The organism is Microcoleus sp. S13_C5 (assembly GCF_036700845.1).
Taxonomy (GTDB): domain Bacteria; phylum Cyanobacteriota; class Cyanobacteriia; order Cyanobacteriales; family Microcoleaceae; genus Microcoleus.
Genome location: NZ_JAUBPR010000034.1, coordinates 22666 through 38478, shown reverse-complemented (window position 1 = coordinate 38478; position 15813 = coordinate 22666). Strand labels below are relative to the sequence as shown.

At 44.7% G+C, this 15813-nt stretch carries 13 protein-coding genes; 6 read left to right on the top strand and 7 right to left on the bottom strand.

The window, feature by feature from the left end; genetic code table 11:
• Positions 1 to 186: 186 nt before the first annotated feature.
• From QUA04_RS12010 to QUA04_RS12000, 3 genes are all read right to left on the bottom strand, one after another.
• On the bottom strand, positions 187 to 1563 hold the full coding sequence (locus QUA04_RS12010; protein ID WP_333257167.1) for an oligosaccharide flippase family protein: 1377 nt from the start codon (positions 1561 to 1563) through the stop codon (positions 187 to 189).
• 183 nt (positions 1564 to 1746) lie between these two features.
• A complete protein-coding gene (locus QUA04_RS12005) occupies positions 1747 to 2535 on the bottom strand; it encodes a TIGR03943 family putative permease subunit (protein WP_333257164.1) in 789 nt (262 codons plus the stop codon).
• 222 nt (positions 2536 to 2757) lie between these two features.
• Positions 2758 to 3837, bottom strand: a complete 1080-nt coding sequence (locus QUA04_RS12000) for a permease (RefSeq protein ID WP_333257162.1) — start codon at positions 3835 to 3837, stop codon at positions 2758 to 2760.
• Positions 3838 to 4908: 1071 nt separating this feature from the next.
• Here QUA04_RS12000 and QUA04_RS11995 point away from each other — a divergent pair.
• On the top strand, positions 4909 to 6348 hold the full coding sequence (locus QUA04_RS11995; RefSeq protein ID WP_333257160.1) for a HAMP domain-containing sensor histidine kinase: 1440 nt from the start codon (positions 4909 to 4911) through the stop codon (positions 6346 to 6348).
• A gap of 136 nt (positions 6349 to 6484) precedes the next feature.
• Here the strand turns inward: QUA04_RS11995 and dnaN are convergent, their stop codons facing one another.
• The 3 genes from dnaN to dnaA form a co-directional block, all read right to left on the bottom strand.
• Positions 6485 to 7624, bottom strand: a complete 1140-nt coding sequence (gene dnaN, locus QUA04_RS11990) for a DNA polymerase III subunit beta (RefSeq protein WP_333257157.1) — start codon at positions 7622 to 7624, stop codon at positions 6485 to 6487.
• A 298-nt stretch (positions 7625 to 7922) separates the two neighbouring features.
• Complete coding sequence (locus tag QUA04_RS11985) at positions 7923 to 8090, bottom strand: hypothetical protein (RefSeq protein WP_333257155.1); 168 nt, start codon at positions 8088 to 8090, stop codon at positions 7923 to 7925.
• 107 nt (positions 8091 to 8197) lie between these two features.
• Positions 8198 to 9571 (bottom strand): chromosomal replication initiator protein DnaA, encoded by a 1374-nt coding sequence (gene dnaA, locus QUA04_RS11980; protein ID WP_333257152.1) that lies wholly within the window; start codon positions 9569 to 9571, stop codon positions 8198 to 8200.
• A gap of 209 nt (positions 9572 to 9780) precedes the next feature.
• Between dnaA and QUA04_RS11975 the strand changes: the two genes are divergently transcribed.
• From QUA04_RS11975 to QUA04_RS11955, 5 genes are all read left to right on the top strand, one after another.
• Positions 9781 to 11022 carry an HhoA/HhoB/HtrA family serine endopeptidase gene (locus QUA04_RS11975; RefSeq protein ID WP_333257149.1) on the top strand — a complete coding sequence of 414 codons (1242 nt, stop codon included), beginning with the start codon at positions 9781 to 9783 and terminating at the stop codon, positions 11020 to 11022.
• A 115-nt stretch (positions 11023 to 11137) separates the two neighbouring features.
• The gene (def, locus tag QUA04_RS11970; protein WP_333257146.1) at positions 11138 to 11671 is read left to right on the top strand and encodes a peptide deformylase; all 534 of its coding nucleotides are present in this window, start codon (positions 11138 to 11140) and stop codon (positions 11669 to 11671) included.
• Positions 11672 to 11977: 306 nt separating this feature from the next.
• On the top strand, positions 11978 to 12547 hold the full coding sequence (locus tag QUA04_RS11965; protein ID WP_333257143.1) for a TerD family protein: 570 nt from the start codon (positions 11978 to 11980) through the stop codon (positions 12545 to 12547).
• A 54-nt stretch (positions 12548 to 12601) separates the two neighbouring features.
• On the top strand, positions 12602 to 14086 hold the full coding sequence (locus QUA04_RS11960; RefSeq protein ID WP_333257140.1) for a TerD family protein: 1485 nt from the start codon (positions 12602 to 12604) through the stop codon (positions 14084 to 14086).
• Between the two features lie 81 nt (positions 14087 to 14167).
• Positions 14168 to 14767 carry a TerD family protein gene (locus QUA04_RS11955; protein ID WP_333257137.1) on the top strand — a complete coding sequence of 200 codons (600 nt, stop codon included), beginning with the start codon at positions 14168 to 14170 and terminating at the stop codon, positions 14765 to 14767.
• Between the two features lie 78 nt (positions 14768 to 14845).
• On the opposite strand, the gene QUA04_RS11950 is transcribed toward QUA04_RS11955, so the two are convergent.
• Entirely contained in the window at positions 14846 to 15718 is an 873-nt protein-coding gene (locus tag QUA04_RS11950) for a hypothetical protein (RefSeq protein WP_333257134.1), read from the bottom strand.
• Between the last annotated feature and the right edge of the window lie 95 nt (positions 15719 to 15813).

Below are 15813 nucleotides of genomic sequence, written 5' to 3'. Positions count from 1 at the left end.
CTATTAAATTTTACAGTTTTGGACCCAATCCTAACACTCACCAAGCCATTTTTTTGCCACAGTAAATAGCTGCCACGAGTTATTTTCCGTAACACACCTAGTTTTTGAAACTGGTGGTGCCTCCAGGACTGAATGAAACTTAAGATATTAAGTAGGTGGGACACGCGGCACTTTCAACAGGTTTGTTTACTGAAACAGTTGATTGATAGGTATTAAATCCACCGGTGATATTTTATCAATCGGCAGACCCAAACCAAAAGCGACTCTACAGCAAATTAGAGTTGCCAGCACCCCTACAAACAGTGCTGTTAATTGAATATCCTGCCAAAAACAAGTTAGTCCTTCTTTCCACAAACCGTAGTTCGTTACTGCATAGGTAGGAAGGTCGCCGAGAGCTACAGCAATCACGGCACCTAAATTACCTTTTAAGTGGTATCCCAGCGGTATACTTATACATAGATTCACAAAAGTCACCAAATTGCCCATAGCTGCGTACTGAGACTTCCCTACTGCTAACAGACAAGAACCCATCATATTGTGGAGGGTGGTGTGCCAGATACCTAAAGCCAAGATGGGCATCATCCAAGATGCCGCCGCATACTCTTTCCGATACAGTGTTAAAATTAACTGATCTCCGAAGCTCACAAAAATTGCTAAACCTACGGCTAACGGTATTAGAATTAGCTTGCGGTTATTGAGTATCTTCGTGCGCAACTCCTCCCGCGGCAACTCTGCCAGCAGAGAAATCGAGGGAAAAATCACCCTCCCGCTAATGGCGATGATTACTTGGCGCGGCATATCGCCGAGAGTAAAAGCGATGCCGTAAATGCCCAACATTGTTAAAGTAAATATTTTCCCGAGGATGAGTCTATCGGCTTGAGAACACAAGAAATACAAAGCCGTAGACAAAAATATCCATTTACCATAAGAAAATATTTCTTTAGCTGCTTCTTTATCCCAAGCAAAACGGTTTGACTTGCCGGGAATCAAAAAATGGCTCCATACTACCTCCATTAAAGCTCCAGTAAAGCCGCCTGCAACGATCGCCCAGATGCTGTGATCGAACCAGGCCCAGACAACCATCACTGTAGTAGAAACGATCTGTATGACCAACTGAAAAATTACTACTCTCTTGACTGCCATCTGCCGGTTGAGGCTGGATACAGCAGTCGAGTTGAACCCTGTTACTAGGGTATTTATACCTATTATTGGAATCAACCACAGGAGACGGGGTTCTCCATAAAAACTAGCAACTGGGTAAGTAATTATAATCAAACAAATAAAAATGAAAAAGCTGCGAATGACTTGCAGTGTCCAAGCGGTATTGAGAAATTCACGCTCTTCCCCGCGTTTGTTCTGGATGATGCTTGGGCCTAGACCTATGTCTGAAAATAAGTGGATCCCTGTGATGAAAACGTAGGCTAGACCCATCAGACCAAATAGTTCTGGCAAAAGCAGGCGGGTCAGGATTAAGTTACTGGCAAATCGGATAATTTGACTGCTTCCATAGCTGGCGAGCGTCCAGGCGGCACCTTTGATAGCTAATTTTTTTTCTAATGACATATACTCAGAATTTATTTTCCAATTACGAGTGTAGTTGCTGAATTTGTTATTTGCAACTTCTACAGGATGTTGCTGCCACTTTTATAGCTGACTTTACCGTATCTTCATCTGTATACGGAGGTTGGGTCTGGACAGTCCATCTCGCAATCAAAGATAAAAGTTAATCTCTTACTTACTCCGCATCTAATAATCATAAGGGTTTTTTGGTTCGGAAATTGGTTTGAGGGAGGATGCTTGAATGATTAATTTGCGCTTGCCTTGGAGTTCTTCTACGATCGTTTCTCCTTCTATTTCTAGCCAACTGTCTGGGGCAAAGGCGGCGCGGCTTTGACCGATCAGTAATTTTACTGGCAAGCCGATCGGATAGGCGTCGGCCGCGCAGCAGGTAATGATAAAACGCCCGAGCCACATATATTGTTCTGTTAGGTTAGGGGGGTGAATTACAAATCCTTGAACTTTGACTTTTTGACCTTTGTATGTATCGGGTTCTGGATTTAAATTTAACAGTCGCACCCATTCGACGAGCGATCGCTTTTCTGGTTTTGTAGTATTGCGAAATTCTTGGGGTTGCAGTCTGGTGATAGGCAGGGATTCGGTGAGGCCTCGTTCTAATGCTGTCTGGCTGGTAAATGTGCGTGGGGTTGTTAATAAACCAATTAATGCGACGCTCAACATTAAGGTGCTGCCAATACTGGGGGGAAACAAAGTAACGTGTTCAACTTCTGTGATTCTGAGAGAGTTATTTGCTGGTGATGTCCGCGATTGCTTTGTGGTGCGATCGAGTTTTAAGAGTTCCCAAGTTTTTAAACCCCCAATCACCATTAAGCCGATTCCTCCAGCTAAAGTCAAGCCAAAGTAATTGGGGTGAATGAGAATGCTTAATTTGCCGGTGATCCAATATTTAAGAAGCAGTATTCCCCACGCTAAGATAGCTAAGGCGTCCAGCCAGGGGCTAATTTTTTTAATATTCATTTTTTTTAAAGAGTCATTGAGAATTGGGAATTGAGACGTTGAAGGAAGAAGAAAAAAGGCCGAAGAAAAGGGAATAATAAAGAAGGGAGAAAAAAAGGCAATAACAAAGAAGAAAGATGGAAAAAACAGCTATTCTTATATCTGTGAATTCCGTCTCGTGGAGCAACGTAATTGAAAATCGCCAATCTAAAATCGTATTAGTTGTCTGTTTGAGCTAGTTTATTAACCTAAATGCAAGTTGACAGCGAGGGTCATTAAAAAGGTTAACTGAGCTGCCAAAACAATTAAGTAAACTACGGCTCGACCCTTAAAAATTGACAGCATTAAACCGATGCCTTTGAGGTCAATCATCGGGCCGAAAACGAGAAATGCTAACAGCGAACCGCTGGTAAATGTGGAAGCAAAAGACAGGGCAAAAAAGGCATCTACTGTGGAACAAATCGATACGACTGTCGCTAATAGCAGCATGGCTAGAATCGAGGAAACGGGGCCTTGACCGAGGTTGAGAATTAGTTCGCGGGGGGCGCCAACTTGAATGATGGCCGCGATCGCACTTCCGATTACCAACACTCCTCCCAATTCGCGCAACTCCTGTACCATAGTATCTAAAAGCAGGCGCAGACGCTCTTTAGAAACGCGGTGAAACATTGAGGAACGTTTCGAGGTTTTTTCTGTTTTGCCTGTTTGTAATGGCTTCCAGTCGTCTTGTAGCAAAGATTCGATCGGCACCGCCCCCCCTGGCTGACCGAGCATAAATGTTCCCGACTGCAACAGCAGCGGAGTGTTGGCTTGGATGAGCTCTTGTTCGGAAAACTCGGGTTTTAGTAGAGGGATAGCGCGGGCTACAGAGGGGTGCAGCAGAGGCCGCAAGTCTTTTTGGGCGCTGAACACCCAGCCGATAATTGTGGCTGTGATTAGGGAAAATACCACCCGCAAAACTACAATTTCTGGCTGATCGCGAAATGCCGTCCAAGTCGCCCAAATTACCACGGGGTTGATGGTGGGGGCTGCGAGCAAAAAGCCGATCGCGGCTGGTGCGGGCACTCCCTGCATCAATAGCCTGCGGGCTACGGGCACGTTACCGCACTCGCACACGGGAAACAAAAAGCCGATCAAACTGCCCATCAAAGCCCCCAGTAGAGGGTTTCGGGGGATGCGGGATACGAGTTTGCGTTCGTCTACAAACCCCAGCAGCAAACCTGAAAATAAAACTCCCAGCAGCAGAAAAGGTATTGCCTCTACTAACAAGCTGAGAAAAAGGGTAAAAGCATTGTTTAACTGATTCGTTATGCCGGGTTGCATCGAGTACCTACTGGTAGATGGCTATTTAGTTATACGTCTTTGGTAGAACTCCCTGTAGATCATACCAAAGCATAGCACTAAGTTAAGATTCAGTAGAGACTTTTTTCATCCAATCCTCTATCTTATACCCATCATTAAAAGTCGCAGAGCCTGGTAAGGAGACGGCCGTACTGTTTCCCTATAGATATGGCGTAGAATATATATGTGTCCCTGGGTATAGGATTAAATTAAAAATTTAATAAGGCCTTTTATGGGCGGGAATTCGTAGAGTTTATAATTTAATCAATGCTAGGTTGTGAATAAGTTGAATAGTTACAGTTGTTTGAATTACACTCAAAATTTCTGCCTGATATCTAATTCGGTGGTATCGAAATTGATATGATTCACAGTCAGGACAACGCGCCTGGCCGTTTCCCTACAATTAATCGGCGGGCGATGGTTAGATATTTCATCGAAAAAAATTGATTATTTTGGGGTAGGGAAACGGCATTGCCGTGTCTTCAGTCTCAAATGCCGTAGCTTGTGGGGCAGGACACCATCGCGGTTATTTTGCAACCTAAAACTCAGGGACGCGCACCCACGGGTACATTCGACCGCGAGGCGGGCGATCGGGCAATTCCGATTTTCCTCTATTGTCACTTAATTATTTTTTTTCAGCTACGTAATTTTATTAACAATAGGTTAAGACGAGAACTCAATGTTAATTAATAGTTAAATAATTAAACCAAGCGTTAATACCGCTCAAGTCAGTATAAAATAAAGTCAGGTATAATTACCAGGGCGCATTTATCTCGGTGATAAGCTGTTCACCATTTAAATCTCAGAGGCTATGTAAGCAAGTATTGGGTTTCAGGCTCTGAAATACGCAGTTTAAATGCTAAACAGCTTACTCAATCTTGCCTAATACTCTAAGTGGTAAAATTTTCCTTACTACAGTCAGTTTTTTGTGTAATTAAAAATTAAGTTTGCCACGGGGATGCCGGTCAAAGCACTCAGCAACTCACCTGTTGACCTTTGGTAGCTGAATGTCTGCTGGCAAATAGAACCCCAAAAAAGCGTGCTGATAAATTTATGTTGAATACCTCCTGCGTAGAAAGACCCGTCCAACCCATCTCCGAGGCTGATCTAGGAGAACTTTGTTTAGACTCTACTCTCCAACAATTGTCGCTTTACGATTTTCAGGTAGAAGCTACGGATTGGGGAATGCGAATTTCTCAGATGTTAGAAGCTAATCCGCTGTTACCGGGAGTCATTGTGACCCATCAAGGTGAATTTGCCGGTATGATTTCCCGGCGGAGATTTTTAGAATTTATCAGCCGTCCTTTTGGGCGAGAATTATTTTTAAAGCGACCAGTGAGGGCTTTGTACCGCTTTGCCGAAACTGAGAGTTTAATTTTTCCCAGCAATACTTTAATTGTGGATGCAGCAAGGAAGTCGCTGTTGCGATCGAAAGAACTGCTTTACGAACCGATTGTTGTTCAAGTGTCGCCTCAAACTTATAGTTTGCTAGACGTGCACGAACTGTTAGTAGCCCAATCCAATATTCACGAACTAGCAACAAAATTGCTGAGGCAGCAAACTCAATCTCAACTAATTCAAACCGAAAAACTAGCGAGTTTGGGGCAGATGGTAGCTGGAGTCGCCCACGAAATTAGAAATCCCGTCACCTGCATCAGCGGAAATCTCGGCTTTTTGTCCAACTACTCGAAAGACCTCATGGAGTTGCTGTCTGCTTACGAACACATTGTGGGTGACAGCGAAAAAATTGACCAACTCAAAAAACACATAGAATTTGATTTTTTGCAAGAAGATTGGGTGGAAATTCTCAAAAGTATGAAAGTTTCATCGCAGAGGCTGACCGAACTCGTCACCAGCCTGCACACCTTTTCTCACATGGACGAAACCCACTTGAAGCAAGCTAACATCCACGAATGTATTGACAGTACGCTACTAATTATGAAAAACCGTCTCAAGTACAGTATTGAAGTAGTTAAAAGCTATGGTGATTTGCCTTTAGTCAAGTGTTACTCTGGTCAGTTGAGCCAGGTATTTATGAATATCATTAGCAATGCGATCGACGCTTTGGAAGAGGTAAAAGCAGAAAAAGATTTTATGCCTGCGATTACTATTGAAACCGAGGTAATAGACAGTTCTGACGGAGACTGCGTGAATTCGGAATTAATTCAAAATTATGTTATGGGCGATCGGCACAATGCAAAACAGCTATCCTGCACCAGCCAAAACGGCGACTTATGCCCACAAGCAGCGGAAAAAAATCAAAATAACGCTTGGATAGCCATCCGAATTGCCGATAACGGGCCGGGAATTCCGCCCGAAATTCAGCGGCGGATTTTTGAGACATTTTTCACCACTAAACCTGCGGGGAAAGGTACCGGTTTGGGATTGGCAATTACCCATCAAATTGTTACGGAAAAGCATAAAGGCAAGTTAAATTTGCATTCAACCCCCGGTACAGGTACTGAATTTGAAATTTTGTTGCCATTGATTTGAAGGAAGTTCGGCAACGAGCAATGTACGGGATGTAACGGATAGTAACGGATGGAAGAGGGAAGTTCGGCAACTGATTCGCTCGACGGATGTAACGGAATGCCCGATGCCAAATTCCCACTCTCCCACTGTCTTTTGTTTAAGCTCTTAGCTGAACTGGCATTACCAAGAATGTAGCATTAACTCCGCCCAAAGGCTGGAAAATTACGGGAGCTAAAGCACCGTTTAATTGCAGTTGAATTTCTGGGGATTGAGCAGTTTTCAAAATGTCAATTAAGTATTTCACGTTGAAAGCAATATCTATGCTATCTCCAGAAATCTGTGCCGGCATTGACTCTTTGCCACAGCCGACATCTTTAGCATCTACAGACAAAGTAATTTCCTGATTCTCCTCGTCGATGCTGCATTTGAGAATATTATTTTTTTGGTCTGCAAACACGGCAATTCTTTCTACTGCTGCTAAAAAAGATCGCCTTTCTAAGGTAATTTGCCGCTCAAAAGACGGCGGAATCAACTGCCGGTATGCGGGATATTGCCCTTCCAAAGTGCGGGTTGTTAGCCGCTGGTCTGCCCATTCAAACACTACTTGACCGTGTTCAAAATGCAGGGTGACCGGTTCAGTCCACTGCCGCATCACCAGCATTCTTTCTACTTCCCGCAATGCTTTAGCCGGGACTGTCACCTCAAATTCTTCTTGGGTTTCTTCGTCTTCAGCTTTTTCATTGGCAGTTTGAACTACTGCCAATCTGTGGCCGTCTGTAGCTGCAAATTCCAAACAATCTTGCAATACCTTTAAATGCACGCCTGCAAGTACCTGTTTTGCCTCGTCGGGGCTAGTAGCAAATAAAGTTCCTTTGAGTCCTTCTATCAAGGCTTCCGGCGGCAATTTGAGGATTGTTCCGGCTTCGATTGCAGGCAATTCTGGGAATTCTTCCGGGCCCATGCCTCTAACTTGGTAGCTGCCAGAACTGCAAGTGAGATATGCTACGGTGTCTCCCGCTTCGTCTTCTAAAGTAATCTCTCCATCTGGGAGTCTCGAAACAATATCGTTAAGCAATTTAGCGGGTATGGTAAAACTGCCGCCGCCCGTCACTTCTGCTGCAAAGCTGGTACGAATGCCCAAACTGAGATCGAAAGCTGTCAAGCTAACCCGCTGATTTTCCTCATCCGCTACTAAGAGCACGTTGGCTAGTACCGGATGTGTCGGGCGAGAGGGAACGGCCCGACTTACCAACGAGAGGTTGGCGTTGAGGTCACTTTGGGTGCAAACCAATTTCATGAGAGGAAGGTTAATTAACCGGATTTGAAACAGAAACAAATGGTATCACAGAAAGCCGGCGGGTCAGTTTTTCTGTGTGTAGGGGTTAAGCATGGGGCTAGAAACCGGGTTTCTCGGCAAAATTTTGCCTGTAAAAAGGAGAAATCTTCGTAGAAACCGGGTTTCTGAGGTTAGGGCGCGTCGCAAACTATTTGTGTAGGGTGTGTAGGGATCAGCAGTTTTTTTTATTTATTGAATTATTTTTGTATTGATCGCCCTGTGGAAACTGTGGAAAAAAAAGCTAACTGCTTGCTGGGCGTCACTTATACGTAATAAATACCTGTGGAAAACTTGTGGAAAAGCTGGTGCGGTTGATCGCCTTTTTTTGTGCAAAAGCTGTTTCGGGCGATCGAGTAAAGTTTTCCACAAACAGAGGGCCAATTTTCCACAGGTTTTTCCACAGGCAAGATTGTCTATTATGGGGCATTGGGAATTGGGAATGGGAATTGTTGACTGTTGACGGCGTTGACTGTTAACTGTTGACGGCGTTGAGTGATGACAACTGACAACCGACAACAGACAACTGACTTCAAATTAACTTTTGCGGCTGACAACGTTAATTCGATCGCTCAACTGACGCAAAGTTTGGGCCAAATTCGGGTCAGTGTTGCGCAACTGAGCAATTTTGTCACAACTGTAAAGCACAGTCGTGTGGTCTTTTCCGCCGAACACTTCGCCAACTTTCGGCAAACTCAAACCTGTATGCTGCCGAATTAAATACATCCCTATTTGACGGGCGAGACTAATTTCTCGCCTCCGGGAAATGCCTTTCAAATCTTCAACAGAAACATCAAACGCCTCGGCCACAACTGCAATTACTGCATCGGGAGTCGCCTCTACGCTTTCTGTTTGCGGGTTCAAAACCGGGGTGATATTCTCCACGGTCATCGGCAAACCGGTAATTGAAAGATATGCTACCGCCCGAATCAAAGCACCTTCTAATTCCCGAACGTTGGAAGTGTAACTAGAAGCAATATATTCAATGACATCTCGCGGCAACCGCATATTTTCATACTCAGCTTTTTTCTGCAAAATTGCCATCCGAGTTTCCAAATCTGGCAATTGAATGTCGGCAATTAATCCCATCGAAAATCTGGAACACAAACGCTCTTGCAGGCGGGGGATTTGCTGTGGCGGACGGTCGGAAGCTAAAACTACTTGGTTTCCCGATTCGTGCAAAGTATTAAAAGTGTGAAAGAATTCTTCTTGAGTGTATTCTTTGCCTTCAAGAAATTGGATATCATCTATTAATAAAACATCTGCTGCCCGATAATGATCGCGGAAAGTTTGCATACTGTCTTTACGAATGGCGGCGATTAAATCGTTAGTAAATTTTTCAGTAGAAACGTAAAAAATCTTGGCGTTGGGGTCAATTTCCAAGCGATAATGACCGATCGCCTGCATCAAATGAGTTTTGCCCAAACCAACGCCACCGCACAAAAATAGGGGATTGAATTCTCTGCCCGGAGACTCGGCTACCGCGAGGGAGGCCGCGTGAGCCATGCGGTTGTTAGAACCGACGACAAAGCGGGAAAATAGGTATTTGGGGTTTAAATTGGCGGGTTTGGGGGGGTGAAGCGAGGGGCTTTCGGGGACATCGGAGGCGATGGGGGACGGCCAAATCATGGCGGAGTCACTGCTGCCGCCTGTTTCGTTTCCTCCGGCAATTGTCAAGTAAATGTCTACGGGATAGCCGAGAATTTCTTCGACTGCATCGGCAATGGTTTTGACGTAATATTTTTGCAACCAATTGCGAGCAAAGGGGTTGGGGGCGCTGACGATCAAACAGTTATTTTCGAGTTGTTCGGCCCTGGCAGTTTTGATCCACGTCTCAAAGCTAGGTCTGCTCAGTTGTATCTGGAGACGTTCAAGTATCTGATTCCACAGACTTTCGAGGGGAATGTCCACTGCTAACCTCTGCCGCTCGGCATTCAAGATATTAATTCTACTCTAGAGAGTTTAGTCCTCAGATGCTAAAGTTTAAGGGAGTCTGCCGTAGCACGGGCGAGGGCGGGACGCCATCGCCCAAAAATTTTGCGGCTCTGCAGTCCAAACCAGGTATCGGGGATCTGCTCAGCAAATATTTAGATTTGGCAGGAAAGCCTAAAAACGTGGCCATGAAAAGTTCTACTGGCAAATTTTGGAAGCAACCGGCAATTTACATATTGCTGCTGGTAACGGGAGCCGGGGCCGCCATGTTGGGCGATCGTCTGACGGTTTCTCAATTTCGTGCAAATTCTGGCGATTCGGGACAAAGGGCGCTCGAACCGAAATTGCAACTGCCTCCTAATGCAAAGGATCGAACTAGCAAAGTCTTGCCGCCTGCTTCCTTGTCGGGCGACGCGGCTAATGTGAATTTTATTGTGGCTGCGGTGGCAAAAGTTGGCCCGGCAGTGGTTCGGATCGATGCTTCGCGCCGGGTGAAACCGGAAAATAGAGGGCTGTCGCCGGAAGATTTTTTTGGCATACAACCGAATTCGGGCGGCAGGGGCGGGATCGAACGGGGCACTGGTTCGGGTTTTGTCATCGGTGCCGACGGCGTGATTCTCACTAACGCTCACGTTGTAGAGGGAGCCGATACGGTAAATGTAACTCTCAAGGACAGCCGCAGCTTTCAGGGGCGGGTGTTGGGGGCGGATAAGGTGACGGATGTGGCTGTGGTGAAGATTGAGGCGAATAATCTGCCTGTGGTGCCGATCGGCAATTCGGATAAGCTGTTGTCTGGGGAATGGGCGATCGCGATCGGCAATCCTTTGGGTTTGGACAATTCCGTAACTGCGGGGATTATTAGCGCTACGGGGCGATCGAGCTCTGATGTGGGCGTGCCTGACAAGCGGATCGGTTTTATTCAAACAGACGCTGCAATTAATCCGGGGAATTCTGGTGGCCCGCTGCTGAATGCTTCGGGCCAAGTTATTGGCATGAATACGGCGATTATTCAAGGTGCTCAAGGATTGGGGTTTGCGATTCCCATTCAGGCGGCCCAACAGGTGGCGAAGGAACTGATTTCGACGGGGAAAGTCGAACACGCTTATTTAGGCATTGAAATGGCGACGCTGACTCCGGAGGTTAAGCAGCAAATTAACAGCAATGCTAACAGTAGCCTGCGAGTTGCAGTCGATCGGGGTGTGGCTATTGTTAGCGTTGTTCCTAATTCTCCGGGAGCAGCAGCCGGTTTGCGCGCTGGAGATGTGATTCAAAAGATTAATAATCAGCCGATTATTCAGTCGGAAGCTGTTCAGGAGTTCGTGCAAAATGCTAAGGTTGGCGGTCTGTTGCCAATGGAAATTAACCGCAACGGGCAAATAGTTAATTTGACTGTTAAAACGGGGAGTTTGCCCGTTCAAAAAGTTCGATAAGAAGGAAGAAGGAAGAAGGAAGAAGGAAGAAGGAATAAGGAAGAAGGAAGAAGGAAGAAGGAAATAATAATTTGTCAGTAGTTAACGACTAACCAATAACCACTAACCAATAGCTATGGCAGAAATATTACAAATTTCTCAATTAGGAAATCCCGTACTGCGCCGCCCGTCGCAAGTTGTCGAGAATATTAAGGACGATCGCATTCAACAGTTGATTGACAGCTTAATCTTTACAGTACAGCAGGCAAACGGAGTGGGGATTGCCGCCCCTCAAGCGGCTCAGTCCGATCGCCTGTTCATCGTCGCATCGCGCCCCAACTTGCGCTATCCCCAAGCACCCAACATGGAGCCCACAGCGATGATTAATCCCCGGATTGTGGCTGCATCAACAGAGACAGTCAAAGACTGGGAAGGCTGTTTGAGCATTCCGGGGATTCGGGGATTGGTGCCGAGAAGTAGGGCGATCGAGATAGAATACACCAGTAGAGACGGCAAACTCCACCGACAAGAATTGACCGACTTTGTGGCCAGAATTTTTCAACACGAACACGACCATTTAGATGGAATCGTGTTTTTAGACAGAGTGGAAAACACCCACGAATTGATGACAGAAGACGAGTACCAGCAGCAATTTGTCAAGCTACTCTAAGCAAAAGCATCCAGCGTACAAGCCCCCGGATTAATCCGCAGGGTCAATTCTTCAATTATCCAATCTCAAATCCAAAATCTCAAATCTAAAATCGATTGATGAGTACCAAAAGGAAATTGTCAACCTGCTATAGCCGCAAGCATTCAAGGTACAAAGCGCCCGGATTTATCCGTGGGTTCAATTATAAAATCTAAAATCTAAAATCGATTGACTGAGGATGAGTACCAGCAGCAATTTGTCAAGCTACTCTAATAATTGATATAATTGCGATCAATAACGCCAGTGATGTTATCAATAGGAGGGCGAATGTCTATCAATTTGGAAAAAGGCGGGAGAATCAATCTCTCTAAAGAAGCACCGGGGCTAAAAAATGCCGGGATTGGTTTGGGATGGGATACCAATTCTACAGACACCGGCGCAGCGTTTGACTTAGATGCTTCCGTGTTTATGTTGGGGGCTACTGGCAAAATTCCTAGCGAAAAATACTTTGTTTTCTACAACAACAAGGAGTCGCCGGACACTGCTGTAATACATCTGGGAGATAGCAGAACCGGAGAAGGATTTGGCGATGATGAAACCGTTACAGTCGATTTAACCAAAGTCGATCCGGCGGTGGAAGAAATTGTGTTTGTGGTAACTATTCACGAAGCAGAATCGAGAAGGCAAAACTTCGGTCAAGTGCGGAATGCTTTTATCAGGATTTACGACACTACTACTAACACAGAGGTAACGAAGTACGATTTAGACGAGGATTTTTCTAGGGAGACAGCGGTAGAGTTTGGCAGACTTTACAAGAAAGACGGTGAGTGGAGGTTTCAAGCTGTAGGACAAGGCTACAATTCCGGCTTGCAAAGCTTTGTAGATAAGTATGCCTGATAAAAGGTCGATCGCTCCTAGCTAAATAAATCGAGGGGAAATTCGGAAGCAGGAATGTTTCCCTCGATTTTAACCCAGACTCATGAGGTGACAAACCAGATGGGAATTCAATTAAAGAAGGGCGAAAGATTTAATCTTTCTAAAACATCTCCTAATTTAACAAAAGTTGCGATCGCGCTGGGTTGGGAAGTAGAAAATGAACTAAATTTCTCGGACTCAAACCCGCAAAGCTGCGATATCGATGCCTCTGTTTTTGCGTTAGGTGGGGACGGCAAAATTCCCGATGAAAGATACTTTGTATTTTACAATAACTCGCAGTCGCCGGACGGAGCGATCGCCCATTCGGGAGATAATCAAACAGGTCAAACTCAAGGAGATGACGAGACAATTTATGTAGACTTAGAAAAAGTAACGGCTACTGTTGAGGAAATGGTTTTTGTGGTCACGATTCACGACGCACAAGCTAAACATCAAAATTTTAGCCAAATCAGAAATGCTTTTATCCGATTGTACGATCGCCAAACCGACAGCGAACTAGCCCGGTATGATTTAACAGAAGCTTTTTCTGAAGAAACAGCAGTCGAGTTTGGACGGTTGTATAAAAAAGAGGCAGCTTGGAGATTTCAGGCCGTAGGACAAGGATATAAAGCAGGGTTGCAGAGTTTTGTTGACAAGTATCATTCTGAGATTCAACAGCAAGAAAAACCAGCAGAACCTAGATTACCAGTTATTGAAGATAGCCACCAAAGTCAGAAAGCTATAGCATTAGACAAAAAGCTTCAGGAGAAAGCGCCGCACATTTTCAATCTTGCTAAGAAAGCCGATATCTCGCTCAAGAAAGCAAATCTAACAAATCACAATGCTCAAGTAGCGCTTTGCCTCGATATTTCTGCTTCCATGTCTTCCCTATACCGTTCAGGAAAAATTCAGCGTTTGGCCGAGAAGATTTTGGCTTTGGGATGTCGGTTTGATGACAACGCAGCAATAGACATATTTCTGTTTGGAGTCAACCCGCACAATCCCGGTGAAATGTCGATCGACAATTTCTCAAACTTCATCCACCATATACTGCAACAGTATCCTTTAGAAGGAGGTACTTACTACGGTAAAGTGATGAAGGAAATTAGAAAGTTCTATTTTCCTGACGGTCGCGGTAGCAGGCGCAACGCAGCTATTAAAGCCGATCGACCTGTCTACGTGATGTTTGTCACTGATGGAGAAACTGCGGACGAATCGCAAAGCAAGCAGCAGCTAAAATGGTCGTCCTATGAGCCGATATTTTGGCAGTTTATGGCGATCGGTAAGTCGCAGAAAGATGTCAAAAGTAAGGGAGTTCGCGGGTGGTTAGCAAGAGCCGTAGCGAGCGATTTTACATTTTTAGAACAGCTTGACGAAATGGGCGATCGCTACCTAGACAACGCCGATTTCTTCAGTTTAGAAGACCCGGAGCATATTGCCGATGAGGAATTATACGATTTGTTGACAGCAGAATATCCCCATTGGGTAAAATCAGCGCGAATCAAAAATCTCTTACCCTAGAAACAGCTTTTGCTGCCCAACAAAATCCTAGCTTAGGGCAATCATTCAACTTCACCATAAACCTTACAGAATCACAAAACTATGGCTATCAACTTAACAAAAGGACAATCGATCGTTCTCAGCAAAAGCGAATACGACTTGTCCAGACTGACAATGGGTTTGGGCTGGGATGTTGCACAAGCTAAAAAAGGTCTTTTCGGCCGAAGCAGTGGTGCAAATTTTGACTTAGATTCCTACGCTTTGCTGCTGGGAGAAAATGGGAAAATAAAGAACTACAAAGAGGATGTAATTTATTACTCTCATTTGGAGTCAAATGACAAAACAGTTGTTCACTCAGGCGACAATCTCACGGGGGAGGGAGAGGGAGACGACGAACAAATATTGGTGAAATTGAGTTCTTTGTCAGCACAATATCACAAAATAATTTTGGGAGTAAATATTTACGATGGGAAAGAGAGAAAACAGCATTTTGGCCTGGTACAAAATGCTTTCGTGAGGGCTGTAGATGCCGCCGGGAAAGAAATAGCTCGCTATCGCTTGTCTAATGACCCATCTTATGAAGGAAAATTAAATATGTTGATGGGAGAAGTTTATCGAGAAGGCGGCGAGTGGAAGTTTAAGGCTTTGGGAAATCCTTTGGCTGAGGATATGAACGGTGTTGTCGGTTCATTTATGCGGTGATAAGTCGATCCAGGTAATCGTCGCGCTCGCTGTTATAGTCCCGACTTCTTAAAGAAGTCGGGGATATGCGTCTTCTGGCTAATTTAATCCCGATTCAGAAAAAGCCCGACCGATTTCTGAAGCGACATTTAACTGGGAAGACCAATGTTGCAGGTAAGCCCTATCTAACGAATCTGCTTGAAGTTTCATCACTCCTAGAATATATCGCCATTGCTTGTCTGACTGAAATCTTGACATTCTGTACCAAATGAGTTTTTGCAAAATTATATCTTCTGGGCTACAGATATAAAAGGTTAATTCTGGTCTGTCGTCTGGGTAGAATTGCTGTCGGCGATCAAGCTGAGATTGTTCGTATTCGCGATCGGGTTTAATCAAATAAATGTCTGCTTTAATGGCTGTCTCTAGATGAATGACGTTGAAACTTGAACTTCTCCCCCTCAAAGCGTCTTCAACTGCAATATCGCTGATGTAGAATTCGCTTTGCATTGCTTGCATGAGGGACTGAGTTTGTTCTTTTCGGATGCTGATAGCAATGTCTGCATCCTGAGTAGATCTGGGTTCGCCGTGAGCGGAACTAGCAATGGAACCGCCAACATAGTAGGGAATTGACAGTGTATCTAGGATGTTACCAATTTTAGCTGCTAACCAGATCGGATCTTGCATTACAAGTTTTGTCTCTAGTAATTGGGCAATTTCAATAAATTCTTGTCCTAAAGTTGCTTTGATAAACTCTTGTTTGAGGTAGATGGAATCTAATTGAGGGTTGCGTTTTTTGATTCCCGACAAGGCTAATTGGCGGCAGCCCCTCGTGGCAGCAGAGGCTAATGCTAATCTCTTTGCGGGTGGCATTTGCCTCCACAGATTAAACTGGATGATTTCGGCCTCAATACAAGTGTCTAATGCTTGAGACTGATATTTAGGTTTTAGGGTAACTGACTCACTTAAAATCATGTGCGATCGGTGGGTTAGTTAAATAAACAAAAATATTATAACGGGCGCTATAATTATTATTATAAATGTCATAAATATTAATATTTAGCTGCCTA

What these genes read in the sequence shown, in the direction of transcription:
- def (WP_333257146.1), top strand. Translation starts at nt 11,138, where the DNA reads ATGGCAGAAATATTACAAATTTCTCAATTAGGAAATCCCGTACTGCGC.
- QUA04_RS11960 (WP_333257140.1), top strand. Translation starts at nt 12,602, where the DNA reads ATGTTTCCCTCGATTTTAACCCAGACTCATGAGGTGACAAACCAGATG.
- QUA04_RS11950 (WP_333257134.1), bottom strand. Translation starts at nt 15,718, where the DNA reads ATGATTTTAAGTGAGTCAGTTACCCTAAAACCTAAATATCAGTCTCAA.
- QUA04_RS11995 (WP_333257160.1), top strand. Translation starts at nt 4,909, where the DNA reads ATGTTGAATACCTCCTGCGTAGAAAGACCCGTCCAACCCATCTCCGAG.
- QUA04_RS11975 (WP_333257149.1), top strand. Translation starts at nt 9,781, where the DNA reads ATGAAAAGTTCTACTGGCAAATTTTGGAAGCAACCGGCAATTTACATA.
- QUA04_RS12010 (WP_333257167.1), bottom strand. Translation starts at nt 1,563, where the DNA reads ATGTCATTAGAAAAAAAATTAGCTATCAAAGGTGCCGCCTGGACGCTC.
- QUA04_RS11965 (WP_333257143.1), top strand. Translation starts at nt 11,978, where the DNA reads ATGTCTATCAATTTGGAAAAAGGCGGGAGAATCAATCTCTCTAAAGAA.
- QUA04_RS11955 (WP_333257137.1), top strand. Translation starts at nt 14,168, where the DNA reads ATGGCTATCAACTTAACAAAAGGACAATCGATCGTTCTCAGCAAAAGC.
- dnaN (WP_333257157.1), bottom strand. Translation starts at nt 7,624, where the DNA reads ATGAAATTGGTTTGCACCCAAAGTGACCTCAACGCCAACCTCTCGTTG.
- QUA04_RS12000 (WP_333257162.1), bottom strand. Translation starts at nt 3,837, where the DNA reads ATGCAACCCGGCATAACGAATCAGTTAAACAATGCTTTTACCCTTTTT.
- QUA04_RS11985 (WP_333257155.1), bottom strand. Translation starts at nt 8,090, where the DNA reads ATGCCCCATAATAGACAATCTTGCCTGTGGAAAAACCTGTGGAAAATT.
- QUA04_RS12005 (WP_333257164.1), bottom strand. Translation starts at nt 2,535, where the DNA reads ATGAATATTAAAAAAATTAGCCCCTGGCTGGACGCCTTAGCTATCTTA.